Origin of the sequence: Microcoleus sp. AT8-B5 (assembly GCF_036705565.1) — a bacterium.
In the GTDB taxonomy this organism is placed as follows: domain Bacteria; phylum Cyanobacteriota; class Cyanobacteriia; order Cyanobacteriales; family Microcoleaceae; genus Microcoleus.
The window spans coordinates 13,948-28,041 of the sequence record NZ_JAUBUY010000031.1 but is presented as its reverse complement, the minus strand read 5'-3'; the positions used below and the strand labels follow the sequence as shown (position 1 = coordinate 28,041).

The 14,094-nt window shown below is 47.8% G+C and carries 10 protein-coding genes, 2 tRNA genes and 1 pseudogene; 3 read left to right on the top strand and 10 right to left on the bottom strand.

Annotated features, from left to right (window positions below; all coding sequences use genetic code 11):
• The 6 genes and pseudogenes from QUB39_RS20080 to QUB39_RS20055 all read right to left on the bottom strand — a co-directional run.
• Window positions 1–644: DUF5331 domain-containing protein (locus QUB39_RS20080; RefSeq protein ID WP_333056569.1), on the bottom strand; the 644-nt coding region annotated here is incomplete at its 3' end.
• A gap of 34 nt (window positions 645–678) precedes the next feature.
• Window positions 679–1,545, bottom strand: coding sequence for a ferredoxin:protochlorophyllide reductase (ATP-dependent) iron-sulfur ATP-binding protein (gene bchL, locus QUB39_RS20075; RefSeq protein WP_006634709.1), 867 nt, complete (start codon window positions 1,543–1,545; stop codon window positions 679–681).
• Between the two features lie 869 nt (window positions 1,546–2,414).
• Window positions 2,415–2,549: pseudogene (locus tag QUB39_RS20070) on the bottom strand (IS5/IS1182 family transposase); the annotation flags it as partial.
• Between the two features lie 173 nt (window positions 2,550–2,722).
• The gene (locus tag QUB39_RS20065) at window positions 2,723–3,055 is read right to left on the bottom strand and encodes a P-II family nitrogen regulator (RefSeq protein ID WP_333056568.1); all 333 of its coding nucleotides are present in this window, start codon (window positions 3,053–3,055) and stop codon (window positions 2,723–2,725) included.
• A gap of 98 nt (window positions 3,056–3,153) precedes the next feature.
• A complete protein-coding gene (locus QUB39_RS20060) occupies window positions 3,154–4,284 on the bottom strand; it encodes a sodium-dependent bicarbonate transport family permease (RefSeq protein WP_333056567.1) in 1,131 nt (376 codons plus the stop codon).
• A gap of 459 nt (window positions 4,285–4,743) precedes the next feature.
• Window positions 4,744–4,989: a hypothetical protein gene (locus QUB39_RS20055; protein WP_333211968.1), complete on the bottom strand. Its 246-nt coding sequence runs from the start codon at window positions 4,987–4,989 to the stop codon at window positions 4,744–4,746.
• A 392-nt stretch (window positions 4,990–5,381) separates the two neighbouring features.
• Here QUB39_RS20055 and QUB39_RS20050 point away from each other — a divergent pair, with 392 nt between their 5' ends.
• The gene (locus tag QUB39_RS20050) at window positions 5,382–5,558 is read left to right on the top strand and encodes a hypothetical protein (protein ID WP_333056565.1); all 177 of its coding nucleotides are present in this window, start codon (window positions 5,382–5,384) and stop codon (window positions 5,556–5,558) included.
• Here QUB39_RS20050 and QUB39_RS20045 read toward each other — a convergent pair.
• Window positions 5,555–7,717, bottom strand: a complete 2,163-nt coding sequence (locus tag QUB39_RS20045; RefSeq protein ID WP_333056564.1) for a CBS domain-containing protein — start codon at window positions 7,715–7,717, stop codon at window positions 5,555–5,557. The two genes, QUB39_RS20050 and QUB39_RS20045, sit on opposite strands and share 4 nt — an antisense overlap.
• 47 nt (window positions 7,718–7,764) lie before the next feature.
• Here QUB39_RS20045 and QUB39_RS20040 point away from each other — a divergent pair, with 47 nt between their 5' ends.
• Window positions 7,765–10,422 carry a PhoD-like phosphatase gene (locus tag QUB39_RS20040; RefSeq protein ID WP_333211965.1) on the top strand — a complete coding sequence of 886 codons (2,658 nt, stop codon included), beginning with the start codon at window positions 7,765–7,767 and terminating at the stop codon, window positions 10,420–10,422.
• 530 nt (window positions 10,423–10,952) lie between these two features.
• Window positions 10,953–11,099 carry a hypothetical protein gene (locus QUB39_RS20035; RefSeq protein ID WP_333211963.1) on the top strand — a complete coding sequence of 49 codons (147 nt, stop codon included), beginning with the start codon at window positions 10,953–10,955 and terminating at the stop codon, window positions 11,097–11,099.
• Between the two features lie 55 nt (window positions 11,100–11,154).
• Here the strand turns inward: QUB39_RS20035 and QUB39_RS20030 are convergent.
• From QUB39_RS20030 to QUB39_RS20020, 3 genes are all read right to left on the bottom strand, one after another.
• Window positions 11,155–11,226, bottom strand: a tRNA-Thr gene (locus QUB39_RS20030).
• Window positions 11,227–11,299: 73 nt separating this feature from the next.
• Window positions 11,300–11,381 (bottom strand) — tRNA-Tyr (locus tag QUB39_RS20025).
• Window positions 11,382–11,578: 197 nt separating this feature from the next.
• Window positions 11,579–13,399, bottom strand: a complete 1,821-nt coding sequence (locus QUB39_RS20020; RefSeq protein ID WP_333211961.1) for an ABC transporter ATP-binding protein — start codon at window positions 13,397–13,399, stop codon at window positions 11,579–11,581.
• Window positions 13,400–14,094: the final 695 nt, after the last annotated feature.

The window sequence follows — 14,094 nt, the reverse complement described above, 5'->3', positions numbered from 1 at the left end:
CCCATGTCGAAGTCGGAGACTGCTTCTTCCTCAAACTCATCGAAGGATTCGTCGTCGGAGCTGAGTGCTGACGCCGCCGCAGCCAGACCGGCTGCTCCGGCGACTCCGGCGACTACTCCGGCTGCTGCTAACGCCGCACCGCCCAATTTATTAGATTTGGCATCAGCGGGTGCAGCAGTTGCAGTTTGAGCCGCTGCGGGTGCAGCAGTTGCAGTTTGAGCCGCTGCGGGTGCAGCAGTTGCAGTTTGAGCCGCTGCGGGTGCAGCAATTGCAGTTTGAGCTGCTGTGGGTGTAGCAGTTGCAGTTTGAGCTGCTGTGGGTGTTGGAGATGTGCCGATCGTCTGCGGCACGATATTTGAGGGCATACCCAGCGCGATGTCCGGGTCAAAATTTAGCCCCAACACTTCGATCAGGCTGTCTGCATCCGGCTTGAGTTTTGAGAAGGGCAGCATTAATTGCTGGAGTTCCGGCTCCAGGGCAGCCGCAATTCCCAGGATGAGGTAAGAAACAGGCCTTTTCCCGCCGTCGGGTGTGGCGACCGTGTTGTCAGCCGTCATGTGCAGGAGCAGCCAAGCCCGATTTACCTGGTAGTAGTCCAACCACTTCTGTTTGAGAGCAACTGAAAAAGTATCAAAAAAAGCCATAACCTCTTTATCCTCATCCTGATCGCTAGACCTATTAAACCATCATCAGGTCTAGCTCATCTTCCTCCTTCTTGACCACCGGTTGCACTGGATTTAGATAAAAATCTGAAAGTAAGGCAAATAATTCGCGATCGGGCGTGTCGTTGGGCACTACTCCTTCGGGCATTGCCAAAATCTGGTCAGCGATGTTGAGGTAGTAATCGCAGACGTAATTGAGGGAAGGATCGCTTTCTGCCATCTCAAACAATGTTTTGCCTTTAACGCGAGAAACGCGAATGTCTTCAATCAGGGGCAGCACTTCCAGCACCGGCATGGGTACAGAGTCAATGTACTTGTCGATCAAGTCGCGCTTTGAGGTGCGGTTGCCAATTAAACCAGCGAGCCGCAACGGGTGAGTGCGGGCTTTTTCGCGGACTGAGGCGGCGATGCGGTTGGCGGCAAATAAAGCGTCGAACCCGTTGTCGGTAACAATCATGCAGTAATCGGCGTAGTTCAAGGGGGCTGCAAAACCGCCGCACACTACGTCACCGAGCACGTCGAACAGGATAATGTCGTATTCGTCGAAGGCATTGAGTTCTTTGAGCAGTTTGACGGTTTCACCGACTACATAGCCGCCGCAGCCAGCTCCTGCAGGAGGGCCACCTGCTTCTACGCAGTCAACGCCGCCGTAGCCTTTGTAGATGACATCTTCGGGCCAAACGTCTTCGTAGTGATAGTCCTTTTGCTGAAGGGTGTCAATAATTGTGGGTATCAAGAAGCCAGTGAGGGTAAATGTGCTGTCGTGCTTTGGATCGCAACCGATTTGCAAAACTTTCTTGCCGCGCTTGGCTAGGGCAACGGAGATGTTGCAGCTTGTTGTTGATTTACCAATTCCACCTTTTCCGTAAACTGCTAGTTTCACTCTTGGTTCTCCTATAGGTTTCTATCAAAACGATGAGGGCTGGGGTTTCCTGCAATTGGGCGATCGCCCAATTGCCATAGCCCAATTGCCATAGCCCAATTGCAATTTCCTTAATTTCAGTCGATTTGAGATTTCAGATTTGAGATTAAAGAATCGACTCCACAGATGAATCTGGGGCTTCTCTTTAACTAAAATTTTCGAGCTCGACGACTTTTGTTTGGGGCTTGTATCCGTCTTTGGGTTAGACCAATTTTGGACTCGGCCCTTAGTCACCTCGTTGAAAGCATTATTAGCTAACTTGCGATGAAAAGAAAGGGGGCGTCTAAATGAAAATGCTAGTAAATTTGTTTATTTTGCATCTTTGGGAATCTTAACTGGTTTTTTGATATAAAAATCTATTTTTATAATTTTTTTAGCTTTTAAATTAATTTTAAAATACTTTCTTAATATAAAGAGGTACAAAAATAAAACAAAAATAAACGAATCAAACAATCTGGGCTTTGGGCTTTCGGGCTAGGATGCAGGCAGTTGATGGATTGTGCGGGTAACTCGAACGGTCATCAAGACGCTAGTGGATGAGGCAAACTCGAAGTTAGTTCGGATCGCTTGGGTCAGGCGAGGGCAAAGTTATGGGATTTTAGATTTTAGATTTTAGATTTTAGATTGGGAAAGATTGACTTTGCTGAGGTTTCGGGTGTTTTGTAAAAAATTGTGAATTTTTAGGAATAGGTGGGGAAGTGTCCGAGTTTTGCAGTGAGGGAGCCTCCGAGAGTGGGCGAGGATTCGAGTGGGGGATTGTCGGTATATTAGACCTATTGAAAAAAAAATCTATGTTAAAATTAAAAGTTTTGAATTTTAGACCTGATATCTCACTGATAATTGTAAAGTGTTGACAACAAATTACAACGGAGACCATAACGGCGGCGAGGATTATAACGACTTGACAAAAATTTGAAAACTTTTAGACTCCTATTAATATGTTCAATCACTATTCGAGCCTGGGCTATAGATCGCATCTGGAATTTGCAGTTCGCTACCGAGGGCGGCAATGACCATACCACCGATCAGAAAGCCGAGCGCTGGGGACTGCAACTGAGACCCAAGTCCGCAGGCAAGAAATACGGCTACTAAAAAGCCGGGGTCATGCCCCGGCTTCTTAGGTCTGTATCGTCTCGGTTCAACAGCCGTCTGGTCCACAGAAACTGTGCCCGTACAGTACCTCCGCGTCACAGATATAGATCATGCCCGCAAAATCGAGGAAAAACTTGACTGCGACCTGATCGGCAATATTCTCCGCCATATCCCGATCGGGGGTGAGCACCTCGAATTTTATATTCGCCGTGGTGTCAGAAACGCTAGGTTGCCCCGACGATCGCACGTTGCGACTGCCTTTACCGCCGGTTTCCAGAACCGTATAACCGGTTGCCCCGGCTTCTTCGATGATATTGACGATCTTCTTCAGCAGAATCTTTTCCGTGACGATGACAAGCTTTTTGGCTGGCTTGGGCATGTTGGTTACCTCCTTACCTACGTATGTTGATCTTAATATATTGAGTTGCTTGGTCTGTTGGAGCAAGGGAGCGCCGACAGACCGCGACCCGTCTGGGATTAGCCGCCACCGATCGCCTGGGCCAGCCCGAGGAAGAGCGGTATACACAAGCCGATCGCAATGGGTGTACCGATGGCTGTGGATGCGCCGATGTAGGCGGAGGGATTGGCCGACGGAATCCCGGCTCGCAACGTGGGCGGACCTGAGATGTCTGAACTGGAGGCGGCAATAACAGCCAGGATCACAACACCGCCCAGGCTGAATCCTGTGGTGTAGTGGGCAATCATGCCGAGACCGAAGGCGATGAACCCATGCACCACCGGTGCCACTACGCTATACACGACGTACCACTGGGCCACCTTACGTAGTTCGCCAAGTCTTGACCAAGCCTCCATACCCATGACCAGCATCAAGATCGAAAGCAAGCCGCGGAAGAGGGGGTCGTAGAAGCTTTTATAGACACTTTCCGGCTGGGTGAACAGGCCAAGAGCAATGCCGAGCAACATTGCCGATAGGGCAGGACCCTGGAGGCTTTCTTGCACGATCGGCCATATCTTGACCCGATTATCCGCAGGCTTCTGCTGCTTGCTGAGATACTCTTGCCGATTGCGGGGATAATCCTGCTGATCGGGATAATCGCCTGCTGCAACGGGTTGCTTGCTGAAAGACTCCTGCACGGTAGAGTGGGCTGCTGGACTACCCTTCTTCTTGTTGAGATAAATGTTGGCCACCACAATCGCCGTTACGAGCGCTGGGATATCCATGAAGGGATAGAGTGCGGCAGCCCATGCCTCGTATGGCATCTTTTGTTCTTCCAGTAGGGTCAGGGCTGCAGCCATGGTAGAGCCACTCACAGCACCAAACAATCCCCCGGTCGCAATCGCATCTATGGTGTTGACCTTCGGCAGCTTCGCCAACGTATAGCGCGCGATGAATACAACAAGAACCCCTACCGCTACAGCAGAAGCTGCGGGTATCAACATCTCCGTCAGGTTGGAACTGCGGATCGCCTGACCACCGGTCAGACCGATTTTCATGAGCAGCATGAAGACGATGATCTGATTAATCGCCTCTGGAATTATTAGTTCGCTACCGAGAGCGGCAATGACCATACCACCAATCAAAAACCCGAGCGTTGGGGACTGCAACTGCTTAATGAAGTCCATTAAGAACAAGGACAAAAAATCCATGAATACCTCCTGCTGCCTCCTCTAAAAAAGAGCGATTATTGTGAGCGGTGAGATTTAAGAAGTAAGGGTGCAGCGCTTCAACCCTGGCGACAGGTGTTATGCGAACACCTGTCGCCAGGGGATTCAGAGATGGTCGCTCTCCGAATGGGGCTAGAAGGTGTCGCTGTCCCGCAGTAACTTCTATAGATCAATATCTATTAAGACCCAAAATTCTATGTAATTAAGTCTATCCTTAAATTCGCACAAACTTGCGATCGCTTTACATGGATATGCCAAATAATTTTTAATTCAAATCATAAGTTTTCCTTTTGTTCTCATAAAACCCGTATATTTCTGGTCAGCATAAATAGCGATCGCAGATTTTTTTATGTACACGGATATTGCACCGAGGACGGTATGGGATCAGCAAAATCGGGAACAGGAGTGGCGTGAACACCACTCTTATAGCAATGCTTTGAACTAATCAATCCACATTTCGGGGGGAGTGGTTGTCGGCACATAAGTCGTGGACGGACTGTAACTGGCAAGGTTAAACCACCCCACCGCCAGTAGGAGACCGAACCCACAGCCCACCAAAAAAGTCCAGGCGTGAGACGAATCGAACACACAGAGCAGGCGGCGATCGCCACTATACACCTGCACTAGCCAGCCTTCGCTGGTGTTGTCAAATTGGGTCCGCAGTTTAGTTGAGTCAAACTTGTTCATTGTGTACGCTCCATGCTGCTCGAATGTGTGTGGCGGTGGCGGGCACTGGCCCGCCGCTAGGGAAATACCTGTCAGAAATTCACCTGTGAATGGATAGTGTCTCAAGGAGAGAGACTGGAACGCTTAAACCTGACATTGATATCGAACAGAAGACAGACATCTATGCTTTCGCCTTGAACGGTATTCTTAAGTTTATACTTAGATTTGCTGGTTGAATGGTTGCTATAGCGTCAAAAAGATAAGTGTTTTTTATAAAATGATTCCGCTAATCTGAGTCAATCTTTCTCAACAGAGGGTAATGAATTCGCAGATATTTGGCATAAACTTAAAGATATGGTTCAAGGAAAAACCATAGAGTATTGCCTTGTCACGGAAAAGGTGCCGCTGAAAAGGTGCTGCTGAAAAAGATCGCCAAGATCGTCGAGGAAGCTGGGGCTGCCGGTTATACGGTGATGGAGGCTGGCGATCAAAGCAGTCGCAACGTGCGATCGTCGGGACAAACCACTGTTTCCGACAGCTTTTTCAATTTTTCAATTCTTCAATTCTTCAATCCTATGACTGCTGACTAATGAGAACTGACGATCGGAATCTCGATCGCAAATTCAGTGCCCCGTCCAGCTTCCGAAACGCAGTCGAGTCGCCCCCCGTGCTGTTCCACAACTAAATGGTAAGAAATCGACAGTCCCAACCCAGTGCCCTTGCCAACTGGTTTGGTAGTAAAAAACGGGTCAAATAATTGGCGGCGAATCTCCTCCGGTATGCCCCGCCCGTTGTCGGAAATGCGGATCGCGACAAAATCGCCACCAACAACTTCAGTACGAATTGTAATTGTGGGAAGAGTCAATGGAGAACTAGGATTTGACGGGGGTGAATTTTTCGCATTTCTCGTCGCCCATTCCCCTTGCTGGATTTCTTCATCCAAAGCATCAATAGCATTGCCGATAATATTCATGAACACCTGATTGATCTGACCGGCACAGCACTCGATGTGGGGCAAATTGCCGTATTCTTTAATAATCTGGATAGTTGGATGTGCGCCGTGGGCTTTGAGCCGGTGCTGCAAAATCAACAAAGTGGTTTCGAGTCCCTCGTGAATGTCAACGAGCTTGATGTTAGATTGATCCGATCGCGAAAAATTACGCATCGACACAACTATTTGGCGGATGCGCTCGGTTCCTACTTGCATAGAAGACACTAGCTTAGATAAGTCTTCTACTAAAAAATCGACTTCCATCTCTGCTGCTGCTTCCCGAATTTCCGAGACTGGTTCGGGATAGTGCTGCTGGTAAAGTTCCAACAGTTGGAGCAATTCTTTGATGTAGTGGCTGGCGTGGGAAAGGTTGCCGTAGATAAAATTAACAGGATTGTTAATTTCGTGAGCGATACCGGCAATCATTTGTCCCAAAGAAGACATTTTTTCGGTTTGCACTAATTGAGTTTGAGTTTGCTGCAACTTTCGCACAGTTTGCTCTAATTGCTGTGCTTGATTTTTCAAGCAAGTTTGCTTTCGCCGCAGGACTTCTTCGACTCGCTGGCGCTTGATAATATCCCGTCTCAACAATTCATTTGATTCTAAAAGTTGAGCGGTGCGTTCTTCAACTTGTTTTTTTAAGTCGTCGTGAGCTTGGCGCAGGGCTTCTTGGGCCCGCTGCCGCTCTAAAATTTCTTGCTGCAAAAGTTCGTTGGCTTTCTGCAATTGGGTGGCTCGATCGTCCACTGCTTGTTGTAACAGCTCGATCGTCCCATACATTTCAGATTGGTTAAAAACTTGTGGCAAACTTGTCTGAGACACAACGCCCAAAAGCTCTCCCTGGCTGCCAACTACTACCAAACGGCGGACGCAGTGGCGCTGCATGGACTGGTGGACACTCCAGAGGGAATCGGCGGGAGATATGCAAAATAAAGGCGCACTCATGGCCCTTGCGGCTGGGATTTCCGAGAGGTTGAGTTCGAGGGCGTGAAACTGCACGATGTCGCGCTCGGTGACAATGCCGATCGGAATTTGGTAATTTTGTGTTGGTGCGATCGCCCGATCGGGATGCTGAGTTTGCTCTTTGACAATGACAACGGAACTAACTCGATGCTTGACCATGAGCTGGGCTAAATCGAGGGCTGAGGCAGTTGTTGTGGCAGAAATGACTTGGTGCGTCATGACATCTGCTGCACAGCGCAAATTGGTTAGCAAGTTAATCGGCTGGAGGGCTTCGTGAATGGCTTCGCGGGTGATGATGCCGAGAAGTCGCGAGTCCTCGTCCACTACGGGCAAATGCCGGATGGAGTGCTGGCGCAATGTGAAGATAGCTGTGAAAATATCTGGAGACTCGGATTTTTTGAGAGTAATGGGAGATCGAGTCATTACGTCAGCAATTGTCAGTCCGACTGTACAAGCTGCGACGGTAGTTAGCTTGACGATATCCCGTTCTGTAAAAATGCCGATCGGGCGATTATCTTCGACGACTAAGACGCAACTGCGCTTGGCTGCGCTAGCAACAGCGTTTTGTTTTTCGCCACAAAGGTGACAGGAGACGCGCATCGGGTTCATGAGAGCCAACACTTGGGCGATCGGGGTTTCTGGAGCCACGGTGAGGGGGTGGCGGTCGATCGCCCGATCTAAAGGTGACGAGTAGAGAGGCCGGCTGTTGGGGCGTTCGGCCGGTTCTGATGATTTAATTACCGACAACTGCGGAGCTGAATCTCGAAAATGTTGTAATTGTTCTTCTTGTAGCATGATTATTAATTTTACTTAATGAGTTGTTACAATTTTGGAGACTTGGGTTGGCAGACTTAGCATTAATTAAGCGGGTGATAGATGCTCGATCGCCTAAAATTCTGATTGCTAGAACACCCTTATTTAATTTTTATTTTTTAAATCCTATGTCGTGGACGCCATTAAGTCATCGAATTCATCACTTGCCGCTGATCCTTGCGGGCCCGATTTTGCGCCGGACTGAAAGTCGGGCCGTGACAGTTTGGCTGGCTCTGAAAGCACCCCGCCAAGTCGAACTCAAGGTTTATTCGACTGAGGGCGGAACCGGCGAAATTGTCGATCGGCCCTTGCTCCAAGGTGCGAGCTCTACCGTGCAGCTCGGCAAATACCTGCACGTAGTCGCCGTGACTGCTAAACCAATTAACAGCAACCTCTTGACATCTGGGCAAATTTATGCTTATGACATCAAGTTTACTGGGAGTAGCGAGTCGAACGTCGGGGGTGCAGTCCCAGAAAATGAGAAAGAAAATCTCATTTCTTGCCTGTGGCCTGCCACCCCTGATTTATCGGCTTTGGGGCCGGAGACGATTAGTTATTTCGCTCACCAGTTGCCCACTTTTGCCCTGCCGCCGCAGGATTTAAACTATTTGCGTATCGTTCACGGTTCTTGTCGTAAGCCCCACGGAGACGGCAGAGATGCGCTGCCCATCTTGGATAATTCGATCGAACAGTTTGCAGGAACGGCAAATAGCAGGCCCCACCAACTGTTTTTAACGGGCGACCAAATTTACGGCGACGACGTTGCCGATGCCATGCTGTGGGCCTTGACTGACGCTGGCGATACACTGTTGGGCTGGGAAGAAAGTCTACCCCTGATGGATGATGCCCAAATAAAAAAGAATTTGTGTATCAGTATACCTAAAAATTCGGAAAACGAAACTGCACTTGACCAAGAGAGGGAAATTTTTAGAGAGTCGCCAATTCAGAAACCGTCGGATGCTGAGTATCAGTTCAAAAAACCAATTGAGTTACAGCCGGGGACTCGCAGCGATATTGCCAGAGATTTTGGCGGCTTTACGGCGATGTTGGTGAATAAACCCAAAAATGCTAAAAGTCACTTGTTTAGCTTGGGCGAATATTATGCGATGTATTTGTTAGTTTGGTCGCCGGTACTCTGGTGCACAAGTTTTCCGAAGGGTAAGGATATTTGCCCAAATTCTAAGCAGGCAAAAGTCTGGGATAGAGAAGTTGTTGAACTTAACGGTTTTGCTCGCAATTTGTGGAGAGTGAGGAGGGCGCTAGCGAATATTCCTACTTATATGATTTGCGATGACCATGATGTTAGCGACGATTTTTATTTGAATCGAGAGTGGTGTTACCGGGTGCTGGGGAAGCCGCTGGGCCGCCGGGTAGTGCAGAATGCTTTGCTGGCTTACGCTGTGTTTCAGGCTTGGGGAAATACGCCTGCACAGTTCGATCGCGCACAACCTGGAGATAAATTATTAACAACTGCTGAAAAATGGTCTAATTCGGCGGGGACTGATGTTTCTGCTTGGGAGGAGGCGGCTTCGTATTTGGGAATTCCCGGACTCGATCCGAAAACTCATTTGCCTAAGTTGAAATTAGATGAAGACGTTTTTATTTTGGATCGGGAGGGCGAGGGTGTAACTGAGGTTTTGAATTGGCATTTTACTGTGAGAAGTTTTAAGCACGAGGTGATTGTGCTGGATACGCGGAATTGGCGGGGGTATCCGGTGGAAAGTGCGATCGATCCACCGATGCTTTTGACTCACAAAGGTTTTGAGGAGCAAATTCAGAAACCTTTGAGGGAGACTGAGTTGCTGAATAAAACTGGGGAGTTTGAGATTGAGGCGACGCTGGTGGTTGTGCCGACAAATTTGGTGGGTTTGTCGATTATTGATGCGGTGCAAAAGTGGGATGTGGAACAGGGGAAGGTTTTTAATAGTGATGCGGGGGATTCTTGGAATTTTCATGAGTTAGCTTTTGTGAAGCTGTTGGTGGAATTTTTTAAGCAGCGCAATCGGGTGATTGTGTTGACGGGGGATATTCACTATGCTGCTGCTGTGCGACTGAGTTATTGGTCTGATTGTCATTTTGGCGATTCTCGATCGAACATTGAGCCTTTGAAGGGGGCGAATGATAAGTCAAATTGTCAAAATTCTGTGTTGGCGCAGTTGACTGCTAGTGCTTTGATCAATGAGGAGTGGACAACGCATTTAGTTCATACTAAGATTAAGTCGCTGTTTCCTGAGCGATCGCACGAATGTTTGGGATGGAATGAGCCGCTGGAATTAATGAAGATTTCGAGGGGTGGCAGAAAGAAGGCTATGGCGGCTGCTGTCAGAAATAGACAATCTCTGCCTGATTGGGGCTATCGGATTGACTGGATTAAACGGCAAAGAGCTCGCGTGTTTTTGCAGCTAGAAAATGGAACTGCGTCAGATAGATCGCATAAAAATAAACAATTGTCATTCCTGCATAGGTTATGGAATTTTATATCGCTGTTGTGGCGCAATCGCTGGCTGCAAGAGGGTGATGAGATTGTGGGATATAGCAATATTGCGATCGTCAGTTTTCAGTGGCCGGCTGATGATGATGGGGAGAAGGCGGTGATGCAAAATGTTTATTGGCGGCCTCTTTGGGAGCCGGATAGTGTAGTTTATAGTCAATATTTTGTGCCACTGGGATTGGATGAGGATGATTAGATTCACGATTTCTTGAAGAAGTCGGGGATTTGGATATGGGTACAATATTGTGATCGGTTTGTGGCAGTGTCCGCCGGGGGTGAAACCCTAGTCTCATAGCTAAAGTCGCTTGGAACTGAGATGTTACACCATTCTCAAGAACAGGCTTTCCGGCCTGTTCCACAAGAGATGAATTTTATTGTGGAACAGGCCGGAAAGCCTGTTCATAAAAGATTTATCGAGAAGGGTGCAAGATGTCAGTTGGAACTCAGATGTTACACCCTTCTCAACTAGCCATACTGCCCGCGACTAAGGATCGTGGATTAAATAACTTCGTAGGTTGGGCCCGTGGAACGAAACCCAACAATCAAGCGTGGCGTTGGGCGGAGTGAAACGCAGGGTTCGTCCCTCAACCCAACCTACAAAAAATGCAAGTTATTTAATTCTCATTCCTAACAGTGATCTCAAAACTGTGCTTATGAGCTAGACTCTGGGTACGATCGATATTAATTAACAGACCCAACACTACCAAAGATAGCAACAAAGTTTCTTTGACAGTCGCAGATTTCCTAAAGCCGGCCGACTTGCTCAATCAGTTAAAAGCCATACGCAAAAAGTCGAGGGCGGACTTGGCAGATATGGAAGTTGTTTGGGACATATTAGAAAACCATCAGCACGAAAGTTCAGCGGAAAACTAACCTTCTTGCTGTGCGATGAACCTGAAACCCTTGATGTATATAGGATAGAAGAAAAAGCCCGTGACGAGATTTGAACTCGTGACTTCCTCCTTACCAAGGAGGTACTCTACCACTGAGTTACACGGGCATAAAAAATTAAGAATCTCCAATTAAAAAATTAATTTTTAATTCTTAAATTTTAACTTTTTATTAAATTGAGGTGGGCCGAGCTAGATTTGAACTAGCGTAGGCGTAGCCAGCGGATTTACAGTCCGCCCCCATTAACCGCTCGGGCATCGACCCATTTCCATCACAGTTATACATCCTAGCACCAGAATCTTTATTTGCAACATTATATTTAAAACTCTAATCATTTAGCTGAGAACACATAAGTGAGTTAGGGGCTGACGGGAAAATTGAACACTGTTTAAGGTGTGCATTGCTAAGTCTAGGCTGGGTGCGTGCCCGGAGCACCCTAAGTCTAGACTAAGAGAAAATCCCTAATTCACTAATTCCCCGGTTTCTTGCAGGGAGTGCAGGCGGCGGTAAATACCTTGTTGACTCAAAAGTTCTTCGTGGCTGCCAACTTCGACGATTCTACCGCCGTCGAGTACGACGATCGCATCGGCTTCGCGAATTGTACTCAGTCTGTGGGCAATAATTATGGTGGTGCGCGTACCGAGAATATTTCGCATGGCTATCTGGATCGATCGCTCGCTTTCATAGTCCAAACTAGAAGTAGCCTCATCAAAAATTAACACATCCGGCTCCACCAACAGCGCCCTGGCAATCCCCAACCGCTGCCGCTGGCCGCCGGACAACCGCATTCCTCTCTCCCCGACCACGGTATAGTAACCTTGGGGCAACAGCCGCACAAAATCGTCTACTTTGGCAATGCGACAAGCATCCTCAACTTGCTCGAAAGTGGCGTTTCTGTTTCCGTAAGTCAAATTTTCCAGCAAAGTACCGTTAAAAACGTCTACTTCTTGGTGGACAATGGCTAAACGCTGGCGGTAGCGAGTCACGTCTAAGCTGCGAATGTCTTCGCCGTCGATCTGAATGCGGCCGGAGTTGGGTTCAAAGTAGCGAAACAGAAGTTTAACTAAAGTCGATTTCCCGGAACCCGATCGCCCGACTAATGCTACAGTCTGACGGGGATGAATCAACAAATTCACATCTTGCAAAACGGGTTTTTGACTGTCGTACCCGAAGGTCAAACCGCTGATCTCAACTTTGCCGGTAAATTTATAAGGTGGCTGTGCCGATCGAGCATTTTCTGCTAAATTAACCGCATCCACACCGTCGGGCGTTTGCATAAACTCGTGGAACCGGATCATTGAAGAATAGCGCCGCGCCAATAATTCGGCGATAATGCTAATCGGACGCAGTTGGGAATATGCCATGCTTGCCAACGTGTAGACGGTAACAAAATATCCGAGGGAAATTTTGCCTGCAACCGTGGCTGCTAGGCTAAAACCAAGAACTGAAAACAAACACAACTGGACGATCGTCTGCTGGTATGTCCCCAAGGTGACGTATCCTTTGTGAATGCGGTGGATCACGACTTTTAATTCGCGATCGAGTCGGGTGGTTTGCCTTTTGAGTTCATCGCTTTCTGTCGCAAAAGCTTTGACTGTTTTGATGTTGGTGATAATTTCCGAGTTGCGGCTTTCTGTATCTTCGATGTATTCATCCAGAATTTCTTCCCGCGCAGTCACCTGTTGCAAGCCTTTGAGGGTGAAACTGAGGATAAATAGGAATGAAACCAAAATTAATAAGCCAATCCGCCACTCAATTAAGCAGATAACGGCAAAAATGCCGATTAAGCGGACGACTTCGGGGATGAAGTCGCCGGCAATTTCTGGGTAAGTCCAAGTATGGTTGGCGATGCCTTTGGCGATGCGGCTGGCAATCCGTCCGGCGTTGTTTTCGTCGTAGAATTCTAGGGGTAAGGTGAGGATTTTGCCGATCGCACTTCTCATTCGATCGCGCCTTGCCCTCAATGGTATCGCCCAGTGGAACCAATTTGCTACCCAAGGCTGGATCGGTGCTTTGGCTACTGTTACCAGAAAAATTATGCCGAGCAAGACGGATAGCGATAATATTTTGTTGGGTGACTGCTGGGTAACAGAGGCGATCGCTGCTATGAGTTTTTGCGTTACTGTATCTGTAGGTTGACCCGACAATACGTTTAATATTTGACCGATCGCGTAAGGAACAAGCAAATCGGCTAGTGCCAAAATGCTGGATGCGCCTATGCTGTAAAGTGATATTTTCCAGTAGCGGCTGTAGTATTGGAAAATGTCCTGAAAGCTTGCCATAAATTTGTGTTGAGATACAACCCTTGCAAACACTTGCATTTAAAACTGCGCTCTCGGCGCGCTTTGTTTACAATTGTACTACAAAAGTAGTCGATCGGGGAGTCAATCGATTTTAGATTTTAGATTTTAGATTTTAGATTGACTTGCGCGAGATAAAGGCGGGGGACGCAAGGATTTTAGATTTTAGATTTTGGATTGATTCCACGGATAAATCACGTGGCGGGTACCACATGAAGAAATTCGCTTGTCATCTTGGATCATGCTAGCGACTCGCCCGATCGGGTGATTTATGGCAATCATTCGATCATCAGCAATCGATCCGCATTCCTGGGCAATCAATTCCAGACTAAGGGCAAAAAAATGCAAAAGACAGAATTTTTCTTAAATTCTGCCTTCTGAGCAAGGCCTTACAGCATATTCGGTGGTTTATGAAGTACAGTAGAAACCTTAATTGTGTGCTGTTAATCCTCCGGGTGCGTCGCTACGAGATATTGGATATAACTTACAGATTGACGGGTGGCGACGCACCTTACACGGGCCATCAGATTATGTGTACCACATATACATGGAATATGCTGTATAAGTTTTACCTTTGAGTAGTCTGTTAGCTGAAGGTGTAGGCTGATTGCAGCGCCCACCAGATCAAGAAGCCGATTCCGCCGGCAATGACAATCGCCGAAATGGCGATCGCTATA

What these genes read in the sequence shown, in the direction of transcription:
- QUB39_RS20065 (WP_333056568.1), bottom strand. Translation starts at nt 3,055, where the DNA reads ATGCCCAAGCCAGCCAAAAAGCTTGTCATCGTCACGGAAAAGATTCTG.
- QUB39_RS20060 (WP_333056567.1), bottom strand. Translation starts at nt 4,284, where the DNA reads ATGGATTTTTTGTCCTTGTTCTTAATGGACTTCATTAAGCAGTTGCAG.
- QUB39_RS20055 (WP_333211968.1), bottom strand. Translation starts at nt 4,989, where the DNA reads ATGAACAAGTTTGACTCAACTAAACTGCGGACCCAATTTGACAACACC.
- QUB39_RS20045 (WP_333056564.1), bottom strand. Translation starts at nt 7,717, where the DNA reads ATGCTACAAGAAGAACAATTACAACATTTTCGAGATTCAGCTCCGCAG.
- QUB39_RS20020 (WP_333211961.1), bottom strand. Translation starts at nt 13,399, where the DNA reads ATGGCAAGCTTTCAGGACATTTTCCAATACTACAGCCGCTACTGGAAA.